Raw genomic sequence first — 18,915 nt, forward strand, 5'->3', positions numbered from 1 at the left:
GAGTGGAGGATGTGATGAGCGATCTTGACGAACGCCATGAAGCGCGCATGAAACGCAAGAAGGACGTGGTGGACCAGGCCATCGCCGCGGCGCAGGTCGAGCGCGGCGTGCTGGTGGTGAATACCGGCACCGGCAAGGGCAAGTCCAGCGCCGCCTTCGGCGTGGTCGCGCGCGCGCTCGGCCACGGCATGAAGGTGGGCGTGGTGCAGTTCATCAAGGGGCGTTCCGACACCGGCGAGGAAGCCTTCTATCGCCGTCAGCCGGACGTGCAGTGGCACGTGTCGGGTGAGGGCTTCACCTGGGAAACGCAGAACCGCGCGCGCGACGTCGCCACCGCCGAAGCGGCCTGGGAACAGGCGCGCGCCTTCCTGCGCGATCCGGCCATCGGCCTGGTCGTGCTGGACGAACTGAATATCGCGCTGAAGTACCACTACCTCGATGTCGCCACCGTCATCGCCGACCTCGCGGCGCGGCCGACCATGCAGCACGTCATCGTGACCGGCCGCGCGGCGCCGCCGGAACTGGTCGAGGCTGCCGACACGGTGACCGACATGACCATGGTGAAGCACGCCTTCAAGGCCGGCGTGAAGGCGATGCCGGGGCTGGAGTGGTGAGCGTGCCGTCCGCAGTCCAGCACTGCCCGGCACTGATGGTGGCCGCGCCCGCATCAGGCCAGGGCAAGACCACGGTGGTCGCCGCACTGGCGCGGCTGCACCGTTCGCGTGGCCGCCGCGTGCGCGTGTTCAAGTGCGGGCCTGACTTCCTCGACCCGCAGATCCACGCGCTGGCCAGTGGCGCGCCGGTGTGCAATATCGACCTGTGGATGACCGGCGAAGCCGACATCGCCGCGCGGCTGTATGACGCGGCCGGCGAAGCCGACCTGATACTGGTCGAATCGGTCATGGGTCTGCACGACGGCAGCCCGTCCAGTGCCGACATCGCGCGCCGCTTCAATCTTCCAGTGCTCGCAGTGATCGACGCGCGCGCGATGGCGCAGACCTTCGGCGCGCTGGCGTACGGCCTGAAGCACTACCGCGACGGCGTGAACCTGACGGCGGTGATCGCCAACCGGGTTGGTTCGGCCCGCCACATCGACATGCTGCGCGACAGCCTGCCGGCCGATATCGCCTGGTATGGCGGCCTGCCGCGCGACGAGCGCATCGCGTTGCCGGAGCGCCACCTCGGCCTGCTGCCTGCGGCCGAGATCGAAGGGCTGGACGCCCAGCTCGACATCGCCGCACAACTGCTCGGCGCCTCGACCGCGGCCGACCTGCCGCCGGCGGTCGCGTTCGCACCGGTCGAACGCGCGGCGCCGCCACGCCTGCTCGACGGCGTGCGCATCGCGCTGGCGCGCGACGACGCCTTCTGCTTCATCTACCCGGCCAACCTCGACGGCCTGCGCGCGCTCGGCGCCGAACTGGTCGAGTTCTCACCGCTCAATGATGCCGCGTTGCCCGCCTGCGACGCCGTGTGGCTGCCCGGCGGCTACCCGGAGCTGCACGCCGCACGCTGGGCCGCCAATACCGCGATGCACGCCGCGCTGCGCGCCCACGTCGACGCCGGCCGGGCGCTGCTGGCCGAATGCGGCGGCATGATGAGCCTGTTCGATACGCTGACCGACAAGGCCGGCGTCAGCCACGCGGGCGCCAGCCTGCTGCCGGGCGCGGTGCGCATGCAGACGCGGCTGGCCGCGCTCGGCCTGCAGCAGGTCGACCTGCCCGAAGGCCGGCTGCGTGGCCACACCTTCCACTACTCGACCGCCGATACGTCGCTGTCGCCGCTGGCGCGTGCACGTACGCCGGACGACCGCGAGGGCGAGGCGGTGTATCGTCGGGGCCGGCTCACCGCGAGCTATCTGCACCTCTATTTCCCGTCCGCTCCGGCCACGGTCGCCGCGCTGTTCGGACGCTGAACCATGACTGCAACGAACGACGCCCACCGTTACCCCGACGACGCCCGCGACGCGCTCTACCGCGCCATCGCGGAGCGGCGCGACATGCGCCACTTCAGGCCCGACCCGGTCGATCCGGCGGTGCTGCGTCGCCTGCTGTGGGCGGCCCATCACGCGCCCAGCGTCGGCTACATGCAGCCCTGGCGCTTCGTGCGCGTCACCGACCCGGCGCTGCGCCGCTCCATTCACGGGCTGGTCGAGGAGGAGCGGCTGGCCACCGCGCGCGCGCTTGGCGAGCGCGAGGACGAATTCATGCGGCTCAAGGTCGAAGGCGTGCTCGACAGCGGCGAACTGCTGGTGGTCGCGCTGTGCGGCGGACGCGAGCAGCACGTGTTCGGCCGTCGCACGATGCCCGACATGGACGTCGCTTCCTGCGCCTGCGCGATTCAGAACATGTGGCTGGCGGCGCGTGCCGAAGGGCTGGGCATGGGCTGGGTGTCCATCTTCGATCCGCTGAAGCTGGCGGCACTGCTGCAGATGCCCGACGGCGCGCGACCGCTGGCCGTACTGTGCATCGGCCACGTCGATGCGTTCTACGAAGCGCCGATGCTCGAACTCGAAGGCTGGGCCAGCCGGTTGCCCGAAGATCTGCTGATCGGCGACAACGTGTGGCCGGAGCGCGCGCCGTGAATACGCTTCACCCCTTCGTCGTGCTGGCGCTGTGCGCCTGCGCCGGCGTCATGCTCGACCGCCGTTTCGGCGAACTGCGCCACCTGCATCCGCTGGTCGGCTTCGGCCACCTGGCCGGCTGGCTGCAGGCGCGGATGAATGTGGTCGCGTGGCAGAGCCGTCCGCCGACCCGGCTGACCGGTCTACTGGCGTGGGCGCTGGCGGTGCTGCCGCTGCTGTCGCTGGCCTTGTGGCTGCGCGGTCTGGGCCTGCCCTGGCAGCTGGCGACCGACCTGCTGCTGCTCTATTTCGCGCTTGGCGCGCGCAGCCTGGGCGAGCACGCACACGCGGTATCGCGCCCGCTGGCGGCCGGCGACCTGGTCGAGGCGCGGCGGCGCGTCGGCTGGATGGTGAGCCGCGACACCTCGCAGCTGGACGAAGCCGGCGTTGCGCGCGCCGCCACCGAATCGGTGCTCGAGAACGGCAACGACGCGGTGTTCGGGGCGCTGTTCTGGTTCCTGCTGCTGGGCGGGCCCGGCGCGCTGCTGTTCCGGCTGGCCAACACGCTGGACGCGATGTGGGGCTACCGCACGCCGCGCCTGCGCTACTTCGGCTGGGCGGCGGCGCGCATCGATGACGTGCTCAATTTCTTTCCGGCGCGGCTGACCGCGCTGAGCTATGCGCTGTGCGGTGCCACGCGCAGCGCGCTCGCCTGCTGGCGTGCCCAGGCGCCGGCATGGGACAGCCCGAACGCGGGCCCGGTCATGGCGGCCGGCGCCGGCGCGCTGCATCTGTCGCTCGGTGGCGCGGCGGTCTATCACGGCGCGGTCGAACAGCGCCCGCCGCTGGGCGAAGGGGCGGTGCCGGGCGCTGCCGACATCGACCGCGCCGTCACGCTGGTGGCCAGCGCGTTGCGCCTGTGGCTGACCGTGGCGCTGCTGCTCGCCCTCGGAGTGCATCTGTCATGACGCCCGCCCGCCCGCTGCACGGCGGCCGCCTGCTGGTCGCCGCCGATCGCTATGGCATCGCACCGCAGGACTGGATGGACCTGTCGACCGGCATCAATCCGCAGCCCTGGCCGGTGCCGCCCGTACCTCAATCGGTATGGCAGCGCCTGCCGGAGGAGGAGGACGGTCTGGAGGCGGCAGCGGCGGCCTATTTCGGTTGCGGCGCGTTGCTGCCGCTGGCCGGCTCGCAGGCGGCGATACAGCTGCTGCCGGCGCTGTTCCCGCACAGCCGGGTAGCGATACTTTCGCCGACCTATAACGAGCACCCGCACGGCTGGACCCAGGCCGGACACGCGGTGCGTGCGGTCGCCCCGGCCGAGGTCGAGGCGGCGGTGGACCACACCGACGTGCTGCTGCTGGTGCAGCCGAACAACCCCTGCGGCACGCTGTTTCCGCCGGACCAGGTGATGGACTGGCAGGCGCGGCTGGCCGCGCGCGGCGGCACGCTCCTCGTCGATGAAGCCTTCATCGACGCCACGCCCGACGCCAGCGTGGTGCGTCACGCCGGCCGGCCGGGCCTGATCGTGCTGCGCTCGCTCGGCAAGTTCTTCGGCCTGGCTGGTGCGCGCGTTGGCTTCATGTTCGCCGAACAGTCGCTGCGCGACGCGCTGGCGGCGCGGCTCGGACCGTGGCCGGTGGCCGGCCCGTCGCGCTGGGTGGCGCAGCGCGCGCTGGCCGACCGCGACTGGCAGGCGCAGCAGCGCGCGCGGCTGGCGGTCGATGGTGCGCGGCTGGAAGCGCTGTTGCGTGCGACCGGCTGGGGCGAGGTGAGCGGCTGCGTACTGTTCCAGCGCGTGCTGACCGCCGACGCCGCGGCGCTGAACGACGCCTTCTGCCGGCGCGGCATCCTGCTGCGCCATTTCGACGCCCCGGCTGCCCTGCGTTTCGGCTTGCCGGCGGACGAGGCGCAATGGCAGCGGCTGGAACAGGCGATCGACGACATACGGACAGCCGTCCAGTAGGAGCGGTCTTCCGACCGCGACCGCGCCTGCGCGATATTCGAGGAATGAAGGGATGAAGAAGGGATTGTTTCTGCTGTTCGCCGCGCTGGCCTTGCCGGCCGCGGCCGAACTGAGGCTGACCGACGACGCCGGCCGCACCGTCGTGCTGGCCGCGCCGGCGCAGCGCATCGTCAGTCTTGCGCCGCACGTGACCGAACTGCTGTTCGCCGCCGGCGCCGGCGGCAAGGTGGTCGGTGCGACCCAGTACAGCGACTACCCGGAGGCGGCGAAGACGATTCCGCGCGTCGGCGGCTACACCTCGGTGGACATGGAAGCGGTGGTGGCGCTGAAGCCGGATCTGGTGATCGTTTGGAAGAGCGGCAACCGCAACCAGCAGTACGACAAGCTGGAAAAGCTCGGCATACCGGTGTTCGTGAACGAGCCGCGCAGTCTGGACGATGTGGCGCGCGCGATCGAAACCTTCGGCCGCATCGCCGCCACGCCGCGCGAGGCCGACGAGTCGGCGCGTGCCTTCCGCGCGCGGCGTGACGTGCTGGCGAAGCAATACGCGGCACGGCCGCCGGTCGCGGTGTTCTACCAGATCTGGAACAAGCCGCTGATGACCATCAACGGCCAGCACCTGATTTCCGACGTGATGGCGCTGTGCGGCGGGCGCAACGTGTTCGCCGGCCTGCCGATACTGGCGCCGACCGTGACCGAGGAGGCGGTGCTGGCGGCGGCACCCGACGTCATCGTCGCCAGCGGCATGGGCGAGTCGAGGCCGGAGTGGCTGGATGCCTGGCGGCGCTGGAGCGCGCTGCCGGCGGTGAAGGGCGACAACCTGTATTTCATTCCGCCGGAAATCCTGCAGCGGCACACGCCGCGCATCCTCGACGGCGCGCAGAAGCTGTGCGAACAGCTGGAGCAGGCGCGCCAGAAGGCGGGCCGCAAATGAGCGGCGGCGCACTGCGCGGTGATCCCTGGCCGCAGCGCATCGCCTGCCTGTGCACCGAGGCGGTCGAGGTGCTGTACGCGCTGGGCGAAGCGGACCGCATCGCCGGCATTTCCGGCTTCACCGTTCGGCCGCCCGAAGCGCGCCGCGACAAGCCGAAGATCAGCGGCTTCTCGTCCGGCAAGCTGGAACGCATCCTCGCGGTCGAACCGGATCTGGTGCTGGCCTTCTCCGATCTGCAGGCCGACATGTGCCGCGACCTGGTGCGCGCCGGCGTCGAGGTGCATGTGTTCAACCAGCGGTCGATAGCCGGCATCCTGCGCATGATCGTGACCACCGGCGCGCTGGTCGGCCGCCCAACCGAGGCGCAGACGCTGGTGGACGACCTGCGGCGTGGGCTCGATGACGCACGTGTTCGCGGCGAGGCGCGCATCGCCCGCCATGGCCGGCGGCTGCGCGTCTATTTCGAGGAGTGGGACGAGCCACTCATTTCCGGCATCCGCTGGGTATCCGAGCTGATCACGCTCGCTGGGGGCGAGGACGTGTTCGCCGATTTCGCCACCCGCCACAGCGCGAAGGAGCGGCGCATCGAGGACCCGCTGACGGTGGTCGCCCGCGCGCCGGACATCATCATCGGTTCGTGGTGCGGCAAGAAATTCCAGCCCGAGCACGTGCGTGCGCGGCCGGGCTGGGCTGAGGTGCCGGCCGTCGCCCACGACCGGCTGTACGAGATCAAGTCGCCGCTGATACTGGCGCCGGGCATCGCCGCGCTGACCGATGGCCTGGCCGCGCTCGAGGCCTGCCTCGACGCGGCCGTCGCCGATCAGAAGCGATAACCCAGACCGACCGACAGCAGAACCGGGTCGATGTCCAGCCTGGTGACCGGAATGCCGGCGCCCTTGACCGATATGTCGGTGTCTATCTTCACGTACTTGGCGTCGAGGTTCAGGAACCACTGTGGCGCGAGCTGGATGTCGACGCCGATCTGCGCCGCCCAGCCGACGCTGCTGCGGTCCGCCTTCAGCGGCACGCTGCCGCCGAGCACGGTGCCGGCGTCCAGCTTCACGCCGGAAAAGCGCGTGTAGTTCAGGCCGACGCCGGCGTACGGGCGCACCGTGCCGGTCGGGTTGAAGTGATACTGCAGCGTCAGCGTCGGCGGCAGGTGCTTGACCGAGCCGATGTCCACTCCGCCCAGTTCGACGTCATGCTTCTGCGGCACCGTCAGGATCAGTTCGGCGGCGATGTTCGGCGTGAAGAAGTAGCTGATATCGATTTCCGGGAACAGCTTGTCTTCCGCCTTCACCTCGCCGAGCGCCGGTACCACGGCGGTGGTCGAGTTGTCGTTCGACGGGTCCATGTGCAGCGCGCGCACGCGTACCAGCCAGTCACCGTCGGCGGCCTGCACGCCGCCTGCGAACATGAATGTCGATGCGGCGACTGCCGCGATGCCTGCCCAGCTCTTTGTTGTCATGCCGATCTCCCCCGGTTTCGACATCCGCGGACACGGATGCTGAATCACTGTAGGAAGTGCGGGAGACGACGAAAAATTGGTTTTTTTGCAGCAGGGATAGCGTCGGACTTATGGCCGACCGCGCGGCGGAGAAGCCTGAACCCGGGAGATGCCGGCACGGAGTGCGCTGGCGGAGGTCTTCTTATGACCCGGAGATCAGGGCGGGATGATGCGTGTGCTGCGGGGTGCTGCGCTCACGGCCCGGCAGGTCCGGGAAAAAGAACCGTGAGTGAAACTCAGGCGATCAGTGCGCCATCTGCACGCCGTTGTGCACCCGGGCCAGCACCTTGCCGTCGGACCAGGCGAACGGCGCCGACGGCTCGCTCGCCTGCAGGCCCTGTTCGGCATGCATGCGGTCGACCAGCGTGGCGATCGCGGCTTCGAGGCTGGCCTGCGGGTCGTTCGATGCGTCCTCGAAGCGGTCGATCGAAATTTCCGGGCCTTCCTCGTCGTCTTCCAGCATCTGCACGATGAAGATTTCTTCCTTGCCGGGCCGGCCATGCACCGTTGCGCGGTAACGGTCGCCCCGATAGAGGAACTCACGAACCATGTCTGCTTCTCCTCAAGAGTGGTTGGGGTGACCCGTCGCTGGCGTCACGGGTCGATGCGCAGACTACGCAGCGTCGCGACGATGTTTCTTGCGCCAGATCAACACATCGACTGCGCCCGTGGGTGCGCAACTTGCTGGGTGTGCGGACAAGGCCGGCTCTGCGCGTTTCCCGTCGGGAAGCACACGTCGCCGTGTCGCATCCGTCGCGAAGGAACCGAATATGGGCTACACACCGGTGTGCAAGCAGAAAATCCTGTACGAGGGCGAACTCGTGCCCTGTCGGGCCGATGGTCGTGAACTGCTCATCATGTGGCCGGACGGCGGTCAGCCGCGCGCCTTCGACGCCGCCTGTCCGCACGAGGACGTGTCGCTGGCGCGCGGCGTGTTCAACGGGCGCACGCTGATCTGCATCGCCCACGGCTGGGTTTTCGACGGCCGCAATGGCGCAGGGCTGTCACCCACCGGCTGCGAAATGACCGAATACCCGATGCGCGTCGTCGACGGCATGGTCGAGGTCGATCTGCCGGATTGAGCCGGGGTTCTATGGGAGCGAGCTTGCTCGCGATTGCGGCCGGGATCGAAGCCCGGCCTGTCGTGGCCAAGGCCGCTCCCACAGGGGGTGCGCGCGACCCACGGCCTGAGCTCGAGCCGGGGCTCTGTGGGAGGGGTCTTGACCCCGACAGCAGCCGGCATCGAAGCCCGCGGCGCGAAAAATGGCGCTCAGCGGCCTGTGCGTCTGACCAGGAAGCCATCCAGCGCGGCGGCGAAACTGCGGCTGTCGGCGGTGGAGAACGCTGACGGCCCGCCGCTCATGACGCCGCTGTCGCGCAGGTCGTTCATCAGCGCGCGCATCTGCAGCCGCTCGTGGATGGTGCCCGGCGCGAACCACTCGCCGCGCGGTTCCAGCGCGTGCGCACCGCGCGCCAGCACCGCCGCCGCCAGCGGAATGTCGGCGGTGATCACCAGATCGCCGCTGCCCACCGCCTCTTCGATGTAGCGGTCGGCCGCGTCGAAGCCGTGCGCCACCTGTACGGCGCGGATGTGCGGCGACGGCGGCACGCGCAGCAGCTTGTTGGCGACCAGCGTCAGCTGCAGGCCGGTGCGCGTGGCGGCGCGGAACAGGATGTCCTTGACCGGTGCCGGGCAGGCGTCGGCATCGACCCAGATGGCCGGCGCCATGCTCACATCAGCCACCACAGCAGCAGCGCCAGCGTGACGACGAAGCCGCACAGCGCCACCGCCTCCTCGCTGTGCGGCTCGCCGCGCGGCGGCGGATAGCGCCCCAGCGTCAGCACGCGCAGCGTGAGCCAGCCGGGCAGGTAGAACAGCCCGACCGTCACCAGATTGAGGACGAAGATGGCGCGCAGCACGGCGGCCTCAGTCGAGCGCCTTGCGCAGCAGTTCGTCGACCAGATCGTTCAGCGACACCTGGCGCTCGGTTGCGAGGTCGCGCAGGCGGGCCGCCAGTTCGGCCGGAATCTTCACCGCGAACGGCACCAGACCGCGCTCGGCATCGAGCCGACGCTGTTCCTTGCGGTCCACGACCGGTGCTGCGCCCAGCGCGCTTTTTGCCCCGGCGGCGTGCTTCATCTGCGCCACCACCTTCAGTCTTTCATTCTTGTACAGATCGGTTTTCTTCACGTCGGTATCCTGTGCGGTCTTTCGAATCGCGCACATTGTCGGCCATGGCTCTGAAATCCACCATCTACAAGATCAAATTGAACGTGTCCGACATGGACCGGCCGCATTACGGCGAGTACGCGCTGACCGTCGCCCGCCACCCGTCGGAGAGCGACGAACGCATGATGGTGCGCGTGCTGGCCTTCGCGCTGCACGCCGACGAGGACCTGCGCTTCGGCCGCGGCCTGAGCACCGAAGACGAGGCAGACCTCTACGCCCAGGACCTGACCGGCGCCATCCGGCTGTGGATAGACGTCGGCCTGCCGGACGAGCGCCTGGTGCGCAAGGCGGCCGCCCGCGCCGAACAGGTGGTGGTGCTGAACTACGGCCGCACCGCCAACCAGTGGTGGGAACAGTCGAAGGCCACGCTGGCCAAGCTGTCCAACCTCACCGTCTACCGCCTGTCCACCGCCGACAGCCAGGCGTTGGCCACCCTTGCCCAGCGGGGCGCAGACCTGCAGTGCATCGTGCAGGAGGGACAGATTTGGCTGGGCGACGACGGCGCGATGCTGCAGCCGTCGCTGGAGAGGGTGTTCGGCCGCGGGTGAAATCGTGGGTCAGCGTCGCTGTGCCCAGTACGCCGGGCGCCGGCGCTGGTGGGCGATCGCCTGCACGATGATCGTGTCAGACGTGATGCGGTAGATGACCGAATACGGGAAACGCTTGAGCGGCAGGGCGCGCATGCGCGGGGAAACCGGCTTGCCTAGCTCGGGGTGCGCCAGAATCAGGGAGGCCGTGTTGTTGAACTGTTCCACGAAGGCGGCCGCAATGCGTGCGCTGGCCTGCTTCAGGTAGTAATTACGCGCCTCAGTCAGTTCGTCCAGTGCGGGTTCAAGCAGGATGACCTTCATCCGGCGGCTTGGCCGGGAAGGCCAGCTCGCAAGCGGGTCAGGGCATCTTCAAGGCTGATTGCCCCGATTTCACCGCGGTCATGCGCATCAGCGCGACGCTCGGCCTCCGCAATCCACTCGGTGAGGGTTTCATCCTCTTCATCGAGGCTGGCCAGCAGACGTTCGGCGAGATGGACTCGGTCCGCCTGCGGCAACTGCATCAAGGTCGCCTCAATGGTTTCAAGGGTGGAGGGCTTCACGTGAGAACTCCGTTGGCGCTGCGCTATGCGCTGAATCATAGCAGTCGCTCCATTTACTTCTATTCACGGACGATTTTATGCTCGGGATGCTTCTCAACCCTTCTTCGCCACGCTGCGCCGGACAGCTTGCGCCTGAGCGCGCTGCATCCGCATCAGCCGCTGGCGCACGCCGTCGGAATCCATCCACACGTCGCTGCCCTTCAGGATGCGGCTGATTTCGCTGTCGCTGAGGAAGGGCGAGCAGAGCCGGGTCGTCATCTTCTCGAACCAGCTGCTGACCGCGGCCACCTGCGCCTGCTGCTCGCTGCCGCGACCATCGAGGCTGCCGGTGTAGGTGTGGAACATGAGCTGGCAGTTGTCGTGCACCACCAGTTCGTCGCCGCTGAGGAAGATGAAGGCGGCCATCGAGAAGGCGCGCGCTTCGAGCACCGTGACCACGTGCGCCTCGGAGGCGCGGATGTTGTTGATGATCTGCAGACCGGTGTCGAATTCGCCGCCCGGCGAATTCAGGTGCAGATAGATCAGATCGGTCTCGGCCGCGGTGCGCAGCGTGTAGAACAGGTCGGTGTAGTGGTGCGGCTCGCGGATCTCGCCGCACAGATAGTAGGAAATCTGGTGGATGGGCATCTGCCGTTCGTAGCGGGCGAGACCGCGGAAAGGTTCGGCGTCCGTCATTCCGTTCTCGTCGTCGTCCGGCAGTGCGGGGTGGCGCGGCATCGTGAAATCCTCCGTGTGCGCCCGGATTATCGGTCGTCCGCCATGCCGTCACCAAGCTGCGCTGCGGCACGGCGGGCGCTCGGCCCGACTACGGCGGGTATTGCGCGCCGACCCGGAAGAACTCCTTGATCAGGAAATCCTCGAGCTCACGCTGGTGTTCCGGTCGTGCCGACAGCACGACGGTGCGGCCCAGGCGCAGCGATTCCCAGTTGAAGTTGCCGCTGTAGTAGCGGCGTATCAGTTCGATCATGCGTTGCACGACGGCGCGCTCGATGTCGCCGTTCAGGCCGGCGTCGACCTCGATGAATTCGCGCCGCGCATTGCCGGCGTCGGTGGTCCAGCCGCGGAACACGAAGGCGGCCGTGCGCACGCTCTTGCGGGTGATCTGGAACACGCCGTTGGTGCCCGGTTGCTGCAGGTTGCGCTTGATGTTGGCGGCTGCGATGTCGTCGGCCGACGGGCCGCGTTCGCGGGCGCGCGCGGCGGCGTTCTCGCCGGCGGCGGCCTCTTCGGCCAGACGGCGCTTCTCGCGCTGGGCGGCGACGAAGGACGCCATATCGGTCGGCGCGTCCGGTTCAACGGCGGGTTTGGGCGGCGGGGGCGCCGGGGCGGGTTCGGGCACCGGCACGCGGGCGACCGGCGGTTCGGTCGGCGCTGGCGGCGCCTTGCGGGCCTTTTCGCGCTTCTTCTGCGGCGGCTGCTTCTTCGGCTGCGGTGCCGGCGGCGTCGGTGCGGCGGCCGGAGGGGGCGCCGACGCCGCCTTGCGCGGTTCCTCCGGCGTGATCATGCGCACGCTGATCGGCTGGTTCGCGCCGAGCGGCTGTTCCGGCTCCGCCTTCGGCCGCATCACCCACCACAGCGCGAGCGCGTGGATCAGCAGTGCCAGCACGAGGGCAATCAACCCGCTGGGGCGGACGCGGAAATGCAGGCTGGTGTCGCCGAGCGGACTGGTCTCGACGCTCAGCGAGAACGGTGCGAGGCTGTCGGCCCGCCGGCGGTTGCGCGGGTGTTCGGGGTGTGCGGCGTGCATGGGCTGTTCAGGCGGCTGCGGACGGGCGGGCTGTCCGGTCGCGTCCGCCAGTGGCGTCCGCAGCAGTGAGTCCTTCATTCCTGTTCAGCGTTGGGTCTGCAATCGGGTGAAGCGTTGGGTCGGACAGTCGGCGGGTCAGCGGGCGGTCGGTTTGACCGCGCCGCAATCGGCGGCGATCCAGCGCGCGTCGGTGTCAGCCTTCATCGACCCCTCAGCCGACTGCATGTTCATTTTCGACGTGAAATGGGTCGGACTGTCGATCACCGCCTCGAAGTCGCCGCTGGCTTTCGGATTGGTGCAGCTGATCTTGCCCTTGACCGATTTCGCGGTGTTCGTGACGTTGCTGTAGGTGCAGCTGCCATCGTTCTTGCCGGAGTAGATGTCGCTGCGCTTGGCGTCGTCCGGCGTGATGCAGACGCGGACCGCGCCGCCGCTGCCCATGGCCACGCCCTGCGCGGCCATCTGCTGTTCCATCATCTTGCGCGCTTCCGGCGGCATCTTCTTCATTTCTTCCTGCATGCGCGCCATCTGCGCCGACATGTCGGGCATGCCCGGCATGCTCATCGCCGACTTGAATTCCCACAGGCCGGGCTTGATGTCGGCGGCGTGCGCCGGGCCGAGTGAGGCCAGCGCGAGTGCGGCAGGAACGAGCAGTCTTTTCATCGGGTGTCCTCTCCATCTGGAAGCGTGCCGGGCGGCACCGGTGCGACGTAACTGGCAATCAGGATGAGCGCGCCGATGCCCAGCAGCGAACCGGTCCATTCGACCGTACCGGCGCCGGCTAGGTCGATCATCAGCATCTTGGCGCCGACGGCGGCCAGCAGCGCGAAACCGGCGAACCACAGCGTGCGCGTACCGCGTCGTGTCGCGTACACCATCAGCGCCAGCGCGCTCAGCGCCCAGGTCAGCGACAGCGTCGCCTGCAGAAGGGTGGATTGGAACATGGCGGTGGCCGACCACGCCACCCCGGCGAGGTGATGCACGCTGCGGGCCGCCAGTGCCGACACCCACAGCAGGCCGGCGGCGCCGACCAGCGGCACCGGCAGCAGGCCGCTGCGCGCCAGCCACAGCAGCGCGGCGACGCTGGCCAGGTCGAGCGCCGACGCCAGCGGCAGATAGGGCAGGGCGGAGCCGCCGTCGTGGCCGAACTGCAGCGCGACGACCGTCAGCAGCAGAAGGCCGGCGACCGGCCACAGCACGGCGCGCGCATAGGCCTCGGGGGCGGCGGCCCAGGGCCAGGCGTCCGTCTGCTCCTCGTCGTGCAGCGCGGCGTGGAGTGTGCGGCCGGCAATGAGCCAGACGAAGATCCACGCCAGCCAACCCCACAGGTCCTGCCCCGGCAGCCAGTCGGCCAGCCAGCCGCCGGCTTCGATGCCGACCGACAGCAGCAGCGTCCACGCGGTGGCGATGTGGCGCGGGGTGTTCAGCAGCGCTGCACCGTCTTCGTCCTGTCGGCGCAGCACCCACAGATGGGTGGCCCAGGCCAGCGGCAACGCGAGCGCCATCGCACCGTACAGCAGGTGCCCGTGCTGGTCCCAGCCGAGCAGGCTGCCGGCCCACAGGACGGGCAGCGTCAGCGCCGCCAGCGCGCGGGCGGTGATGAAGTCGCGTGCGCGGCCCTGCTGTTCGGAGAAGGCGGCGCTGGCGACGCCGAACAGCAGCGCGATGGCCGGCTGCAGGTCGTGCGGCACGAAGTCGTCGATATCGGCCAGGCCACCGAACAGCCAACAGCCGGCCAGCCACAGCGTGAGCGCTTTCGGCAGCCAGTCGGCGCCGGCGCCGGTCTGGCGCAGCACGCGCACCGAGGACAACGCCGCACCGGCCAGCAGCAGGCAGCCCAGCGTGCGGCCGTTGAGCAGCGGCCAGGCGACGGTTAGCGTGTCGAGCGAGGCGGCGAGCCAGAAGCCGGCGGCGCCCTGCAGTGCGGCACCGGCCCACAGCGTCAGCCGCGACGCGCGGGCGCAGCCGTACCACAGCGCCGCCGCGCCTTCGACCGCGTAGATGGCGGCGGTCATCTGCAGGTCGAACGCCAGCGGCACAGCCAGCGTCAGCAGCGCGGCGCCGATGCCGGCGTGGGCGCGGAAGGTGAGTGTTTCGTCCGGCGCGCGACTGCGCAGCAGGCCGGCCAGTCCGAGGTAGTACAGCCCGGCCAGCGCGGCACTGATTGCCGCGCCGTACTCATAGGGCTGGACCAGTGCCGCCTGCAGTACGCCGGCGGCCAGCGGCGGGCCGAACAGCAGGCTGCCGGACTGCCAGCCGGCGGCGCCCGGCGCGCGCAGCACGGTCTGGGCGACGTGGGTGGCCGTGAACAGCACGAAGAAGGCGATCAGGAAGCCCTGCACCACCAGGTAGTCGTCCGCCACATAGCTGCGCAGGCCCCAGCCGGCGCCGACGGCGAAGGTGAACAGGAAGCCGGCGAAGATGAGCGCGCGCCAGGCGCGCCGCCAGCTCAGCGCGATGATGAAGGCGTCGAGCAGCAGGTAGTAGCTGAACAGCACGACGTACTGACCCTGTCCGCTGGACGCCAGCATCGGCGCGACGAAGGCGCCGGACAGGCCAAGCAGCGCCAGCACCTGCGAGCTCTGCCGCGCGGCGCAGACCGCGCAGGCGACGCCGAGCGCGGCAAAGAGCAGGAAGGCGGGCGCCGGCCCGACGAAGCCATAGCGCGCCAGCGCGAAATAGACCGCCAGGTAGAGCAGCGCGAAACCGCCGCCCTGGATCGCCAGCGCGAACATGCGGCGCGGTCCGTCACCGGGCAGACGCAGGCCGAACCCGATCATCGCCACGCCGGTGGCGACGGCGGCGGCCAGCCGCAGCTCCGGCGGCAGCCAGCCGGCCTGGGCGGCCAGGCGCAGCGCCGACGCGACGCCGAAGAACAGCACGATGACGCCGATGCGCGCCAGCGGGTTGCTGCCCATCAGGCGCGACCACAGTGCGGCGAGCGGACGGGCGAGGTCGTCGCGTTCGGCGGCGTCGGCTGCCGGCGGTTGCGGGCGCGCGGAGACGCGTACGCCCTCCGCGTGTAGCGTGTCGAGCGGTGCGGCCTGTGTACTGACCGAAGCTGGCTCGACCGCGGCCGCGGCGACGGCCGGCGCTGCTTCGGTGCCGGCCGTTGTCGCCGCTTCGTCCGGCACCGCGCTCGTGGCTTCCGGGCCGGCTGTCGCCGCCGGCCGCGCCTTCAGCGCTTCGTACAGCCAGCGCGTCTTGTCGTCGAGTTCGCGCAGGCGATCCTGCACTGCGCGTTCGCGCGCGGCGGTGCGCGCCGACGCCCACAGGCCGGCAACGAGGCCGGCGAGGGCGCCCAGGAAGGCTTCGACCTCGCCGTGCGCGGCGCCGGCGATCAGACCGAGAATGCAGAGAATGGCGGTCAGCATCGGCGCGCTCCGTCGAGATCGAGGATGGTCATCGCCGATCGCCGCGCAGGCCGGCGACGATGGCCTGCAGTGCGTCCGGTGTCGCAGCCTCCGGCGCCACTGCCGGCGCGCCGACCAGTTCGATGCGGTTGACCAGGCCGCGGCGCAGCGGCCTGGTCATCGCCGGGCCGCCCTTGCGCGAGAAGAAGCTGCCCCACAGGCCGCGCAGCGCCAGCGGCACCACCGGTACCGGCGTGCGCGCGACGATGCGCGTGATGCCCGGTTTGAAGGGGTAGATGTCGCCGGTGTCGGTGATCAGTCCTTCCGGGAAGATGCCGACCAGTTCGCCCGCTTCCAGCGCGGCGGCGATGTCGTCGTAGGCGCGCTCCAGCAGCTTCGGGTCTTCCTTGGCCGACGCGATCGGGATGCAGCGGTTGGTGCGGAACACGAAGCGCAGCACCGGCAGGCGGAAGATGGCGTGGTGCATGACGAAGCGTATCGGCCGCGGGCAGGCGGCGGTGATCACCAGCGCGTCGACGAAGCTCACGTGGTTGCACACGATGACCGCCGGGCCGTCGGCGGGAATGTTCTCCAGTCCCTTCTTGTCGAGCCGGTACACCGTGTGCACCAGCAGCCACACGATGAAGCGCATCAGGAATTCCGGCACCAGCGTGTAGATGAACACCGCCACCGCCGCGTTGAACAGCGCGGCCACCAGAAAGAGCTGCGGAATGTTCAGCCCCGCCTCGAACAGCAGCAGGCTGACGCCGGCGGACGCGACCATGAAACCGGCATTCAGGATGTTGTTGGCGGCGATCACGCGTGCCGCATGGCTTTTTTCGCAACGGGTCTGGATCAGCGCGTACAGCGGCACGATGTAGAGGCCGCCGGCGGCGCCGAGCAGCGCGATGTCGATCAGCATGCGCCAGTGCGCCGCGTGCTGCAGGAATGCGCTCACGCTACCGTCGCCCGGCAGCGGTGCCGACGGCGTGGCGAAGAACAGATCGACGCCGAACAGCGTGAGGCCGATCGCGCCGAAGGGCACCAGGCCGATCTCGATGCGGCCGCCGGACAGCTTTTCGCACAGCAGCGAACCGGTGCCGACGCCGACCGAGAACACCGCCAGCAGCAGGATGAACACGTTCTCGCCGCCACCCAGCACGTCGGACGCGTAGACCGGGAACTGCGCCAGCAGCGTAGCGCCGTAGAACCAGAACCACGATATGCCGAGCAGCGACAGCCACACCGTGCGGTTGCCGACGGCGAAGCGCAGGTTGTCACGGGTCGAGCTGGCCGGGTTCCAGTCTATGCGCATGGCCGGGTCGGGTGCTGGCGAGCGCGGAATGCCGCGGCTGGTCCACCAGCCGGCGAGCGCCAGCAGCAGCACGGCGGCCGACAGGCCCCAGGCGTCGGTCACGCCGACCAGCCAGGCGCCGAGTATCTGGCCGAGCAGGATTGCGACGAAGGTGGCCGATTCGACCAGGCCGTTGCCGCCGACCAGTTCGCCGTCGTGCAGGTGCTGCGGCAGGTAGGCGTACTTGACCGGTCCGAACAGCGTCGATTGCGTGCCCATCAGGAATAGCGCCAGCACCAGCGCCGGCAGGCTGGCGGCGACGAAACCGATGGCGCCCAGGCCCATCACCGCGATCTCGATCACCTTGGACAGCCGCGCCAGCATCGCGCGGTCGTACTTGTCGGCAATCTGGCCGCAGGTGGCGGAGAACAGGAAGAAGGGCAGGATGAACACGCCTGGCAGCACGGTGGCCAGCAGCGCTGGCGACACGTCGGTGATGCTGCCGGCGCGGAAGGTGAGCAGCGTGATGAGCGCGGTCTTGAACACATTGTCGTTCAGCGCACCGAGCAGCTGCGTCAGGAAGAAGGGACGGAAGCGCGCCTCCTTCAGCAGGTGGAATTGCGAGCTCATGCCGACCTCCTGAGCAGCCGGAGCGCGATGAAGGCGATCACCGCGGCGGCGCCGACCAGCCACACGATCAGCGCGCGACGCGACGCCGGCAGCGACTCCTTCGGTGCCTGCGGGTCGCGCAGTTCGTCCGGGAAGGGACGCGGCGGCGCTGGCCGCACCACCCACTGGCTGCGGTCGGCCGGCACGCGCGCCATGTATTCCTCGTAGCTGGCGACCGGTGCGCTGCCGAAGGCGCGCGAGGACGGAATCTGCGGCACGCGTACGAACAGGACGGCCTCGACCTCGTCGGCCAGCAGGCGTTCCAGCCCCTGGTCCATCACCTTGCCCTGGGTCAGCCGGCCGAGCAGGTCGCTGCCGGCGACGTTGAATGCGACGAACGGAAACAGCCCGCTGCGTTCGGCCATCATGTAGTCGAAGGCCTGCATGCCGCTGCTCACGCTCATGTCCTTGATGGCCATGTAGGGCAGGCCGAGCCAGGCCTTCGCCTTGGAGGTCGGACCCAGGGTCGGGATGCTCCAGCCAAGCGAGCGCAGCGTGTCCAGGCTGATGCCGGCGCAGTTCGCGCTGGCATGGCGGTAGGTGAAGTCGTGCCGGTAGAAGTGGTTGAACACGCGCGCGATGCCCTGGTCGTACAGGCGCGCCGCGCGGTCGTCGCGCAGCACGGCGACCAGCATGTACGACGGGCGGTACCAGCTCTGGCCGCCGTTGAGATCGGTCAGGTAGGCATCCATCGTCAGCATCGAGGCGACGATGCCCTTTTCACTGTGCGCGTCGAGGTTGTAGAAGTTCGCGACCAGCCAGTCCTTCCACTCGCCGCGTGCGCCCATCAGGCCGGTGGCGATCGCGAAGTGGCCGCCATGCGCCTCGTCATCGTCGCCCTGCGCACCGTTGAGCATGATGGCCAGTACCGGCTTGCCGGCCGCTGCGCGCGCAGCCCCCGGCGTGCGCTCCCACAGCAGTCGCGTCGACGCCGGCGTGCGTGCGCCACCGTCGTCGGCGCGTACCAGTGTGGCCAGCGTTTCGCCGTCCTGCAGTGGCAACGGCGTCAGTGCAGCGAGGTCGATGTCGAAGGACGACGGCCAGACCGTGCGCGCGGTGAAGCTGTCGCCCGACCGCGCGCCACGCAGCGAGAGCCGCTGTCCCTGCAGCCAGGCCGTGCTGTCGGCGTTGAACCAGGACACGTTGGATGGCAGCTGCGGCACCAGTGTGAAGCTGGCGCGCGCGCCGTCGGCGAAGCTGAGCATGCGGCCGTCGGAGTCGAGCTGTGCGTCGTGTGCGACGAGCGGTGAGCCGAGCCAGATCAGCGCGGGCTTCTGCGCGTCCGGCTGCCATTCGTTCGCGTAGGCCCACTGCCGCACGTCGTCCTGCGCCGGCAGCGTGGCGACGAAGCCCGCGGCATCGGTCAGCGGCACGGCGATGGTGTCGTTCGCGAAGTACCACAGCGCCTGCGGTGGCGTCGCGCAGTCGGTGCAGCGGCCGGTCGCGAGGCGGAAGTCCTGGCCGGCGTACAGGCCGATGCGGCTGTCGGCCAGCGCGTCGCGCGGTGCGGCAGGCGTGGGAGGGGCACTCGTCATGAGTGCCAGTGTAAGGAGGGCGGCGGG

General features: G+C 69.4%; 22 protein-coding genes. 9 read left to right on the forward strand and 13 right to left on the reverse strand.

All coding sequences use genetic code 11. The features are described 5' to 3' along the window. Nucleotides 1–14: 14 nt before the first annotated feature. From cobO to WJU27_RS17390, 7 genes are read left to right on the forward strand one after another with little or no spacing between them, the layout of a single operon-like run. Nucleotides 15–614 (forward strand): cob(I)yrinic acid a,c-diamide adenosyltransferase, encoded by a 600-nt coding sequence (gene cobO / locus WJU27_RS17360; protein ID WP_304007052.1) that lies wholly within the window; start codon nt 15–17, stop codon nt 612–614. 35 nt (nt 615–649) lie between these two features. After that, on the forward strand, nt 650–1,912 hold the full coding sequence (locus WJU27_RS17365) for a cobyrinate a,c-diamide synthase (protein WP_341423032.1): 1,263 nt from the start codon (nt 650–652) through the stop codon (nt 1,910–1,912). Between the two features lie 3 nt (nt 1,913–1,915). After that, on the forward strand, nt 1,916–2,581 hold the full coding sequence (gene bluB, locus WJU27_RS17370) for a 5,6-dimethylbenzimidazole synthase (protein WP_019916171.1): 666 nt from the start codon (nt 1,916–1,918) through the stop codon (nt 2,579–2,581). Continuing rightward, nucleotides 2,560–3,528, forward strand: a complete 969-nt coding sequence (gene cbiB / locus WJU27_RS17375) for an adenosylcobinamide-phosphate synthase CbiB (RefSeq protein WP_341422898.1) — start codon at nt 2,560–2,562, stop codon at nt 3,526–3,528. Before bluB ends, cbiB begins: the two co-directional genes overlap by 22 nt. After that, the gene (cobD, locus tag WJU27_RS17380; protein WP_341422899.1) at nt 3,525–4,529 is read left to right on the forward strand and encodes a threonine-phosphate decarboxylase CobD; all 1,005 of its coding nucleotides are present in this window, start codon (nt 3,525–3,527) and stop codon (nt 4,527–4,529) included. The genes cbiB and cobD overlap by 4 nt, the downstream gene beginning before the upstream one ends. Before the next feature lie 52 nt (nt 4,530–4,581). Further along, the gene (locus WJU27_RS17385) at nt 4,582–5,463 is read left to right on the forward strand and encodes a cobalamin-binding protein (RefSeq protein WP_341422900.1); all 882 of its coding nucleotides are present in this window, start codon (nt 4,582–4,584) and stop codon (nt 5,461–5,463) included. Further along, a complete protein-coding gene (locus tag WJU27_RS17390; RefSeq protein ID WP_341422901.1) occupies nt 5,460–6,296 on the forward strand; it encodes an ABC transporter substrate-binding protein in 837 nt (278 codons plus the stop codon). Before WJU27_RS17385 ends, WJU27_RS17390 begins: the two co-directional genes overlap by 4 nt. On the opposite strand, the gene WJU27_RS17395 is transcribed toward WJU27_RS17390, so the two are convergent. Together WJU27_RS17395 and WJU27_RS17400 are read right to left on the reverse strand one after the other, a co-directional pair. Further along, nucleotides 6,284–6,931 carry an OmpW/AlkL family protein gene (locus tag WJU27_RS17395; RefSeq protein WP_341422902.1) on the reverse strand — a complete coding sequence of 216 codons (648 nt, stop codon included), beginning with the start codon at nt 6,929–6,931 and terminating at the stop codon, nt 6,284–6,286. The two genes, WJU27_RS17390 and WJU27_RS17395, sit on opposite strands and share 13 nt — an antisense overlap. 283 nt (nt 6,932–7,214) lie before the next feature. After that, entirely contained in the window at nt 7,215–7,520 is a 306-nt protein-coding gene (locus tag WJU27_RS17400; protein ID WP_296813525.1) for a hypothetical protein, read from the reverse strand. A 220-nt stretch (nt 7,521–7,740) separates the two neighbouring features. On the opposite strand from WJU27_RS17400, the gene WJU27_RS17405 reads away from it, so the two are divergent. Next, entirely contained in the window at nt 7,741–8,052 is a 312-nt protein-coding gene (locus tag WJU27_RS17405) for a Rieske 2Fe-2S domain-containing protein (protein WP_020166299.1), read from the forward strand. Nucleotides 8,053–8,240: 188 nt separating this feature from the next. Here the strand turns inward: WJU27_RS17405 and WJU27_RS17410 are convergent, their stop codons facing one another. Genes WJU27_RS17410 through WJU27_RS17420 form a run of 3 tightly spaced genes read right to left on the reverse strand, consistent with a single transcriptional unit; the run spans nt 8,241 to nt 9,161 of the window. Next, nucleotides 8,241–8,699, reverse strand: coding sequence for a YaiI/YqxD family protein (locus WJU27_RS17410; protein WP_341422903.1), 459 nt, complete (start codon nt 8,697–8,699; stop codon nt 8,241–8,243). Between the two features lie 2 nt (nt 8,700–8,701). After that, the gene (locus WJU27_RS17415) at nt 8,702–8,890 is read right to left on the reverse strand and encodes a hypothetical protein (RefSeq protein ID WP_341422904.1); all 189 of its coding nucleotides are present in this window, start codon (nt 8,888–8,890) and stop codon (nt 8,702–8,704) included. Between the two features lie 7 nt (nt 8,891–8,897). Beyond that, nucleotides 8,898–9,161, reverse strand: a complete 264-nt coding sequence (locus tag WJU27_RS17420; protein WP_020166296.1) for a hypothetical protein — start codon at nt 9,159–9,161, stop codon at nt 8,898–8,900. Between the two features lie 44 nt (nt 9,162–9,205). Between WJU27_RS17420 and WJU27_RS17425 the strand changes: the two genes are divergently transcribed. Next, a complete protein-coding gene (locus WJU27_RS17425) occupies nt 9,206–9,748 on the forward strand; it encodes a YaeQ family protein (protein WP_341422905.1) in 543 nt (180 codons plus the stop codon). 9 nt (nt 9,749–9,757) lie between these two features. Here the strand turns inward: WJU27_RS17425 and WJU27_RS17430 are convergent, their stop codons facing one another. From WJU27_RS17430 to WJU27_RS17465, 8 genes are all read right to left on the reverse strand, one after another. Continuing rightward, a complete protein-coding gene (locus tag WJU27_RS17430) occupies nt 9,758–10,051 on the reverse strand; it encodes a type II toxin-antitoxin system RelE/ParE family toxin (RefSeq protein ID WP_341422906.1) in 294 nt (97 codons plus the stop codon). Next, a complete protein-coding gene (locus tag WJU27_RS17435; protein WP_043364338.1) occupies nt 10,048–10,290 on the reverse strand; it encodes an addiction module protein in 243 nt (80 codons plus the stop codon). The genes WJU27_RS17430 and WJU27_RS17435 overlap by 4 nt, the downstream gene beginning before the upstream one ends. Nucleotides 10,291–10,383: 93 nt before the next feature. Further along, nucleotides 10,384–11,007 (reverse strand): Clp protease ClpP, encoded by a 624-nt coding sequence (locus WJU27_RS17440; RefSeq protein ID WP_020166292.1) that lies wholly within the window; start codon nt 11,005–11,007, stop codon nt 10,384–10,386. Nucleotides 11,008–11,095: 88 nt separating this feature from the next. Then, the gene (locus tag WJU27_RS17445) at nt 11,096–12,115 is read right to left on the reverse strand and encodes a hypothetical protein (protein ID WP_296813532.1); all 1,020 of its coding nucleotides are present in this window, start codon (nt 12,113–12,115) and stop codon (nt 11,096–11,098) included. 57 nt (nt 12,116–12,172) lie between these two features. Further along, nucleotides 12,173–12,700, reverse strand: coding sequence for a DUF3617 domain-containing protein (locus WJU27_RS17450; RefSeq protein WP_341422908.1), 528 nt, complete (start codon nt 12,698–12,700; stop codon nt 12,173–12,175). Beyond that, entirely contained in the window at nt 12,697–15,411 is a 2,715-nt protein-coding gene (locus WJU27_RS17455; RefSeq protein WP_341422909.1) for a DUF2339 domain-containing protein, read from the reverse strand. The genes WJU27_RS17450 and WJU27_RS17455 overlap by 4 nt, the downstream gene beginning before the upstream one ends. A 28-nt stretch (nt 15,412–15,439) precedes the next feature. Further along, entirely contained in the window at nt 15,440–17,314 is a 1,875-nt protein-coding gene (locus WJU27_RS17460) for an MFS transporter (RefSeq protein ID WP_341422910.1), read from the reverse strand. Then, nucleotides 17,311–18,888: a hypothetical protein gene (locus WJU27_RS17465; protein WP_341422911.1), complete on the reverse strand. Its 1,578-nt coding sequence runs from the start codon at nt 18,886–18,888 to the stop codon at nt 17,311–17,313. Before WJU27_RS17465 ends, WJU27_RS17460 begins: the two co-directional genes overlap by 4 nt. Between the last annotated feature and the right edge of the window lie 27 nt (nt 18,889–18,915).

The organism is Methyloversatilis sp. NSM2 (genome assembly GCF_038066675.1).
Taxonomy (GTDB): Bacteria; Pseudomonadota; Gammaproteobacteria; order Burkholderiales; family Rhodocyclaceae; genus Methyloversatilis; species Methyloversatilis discipulorum_A.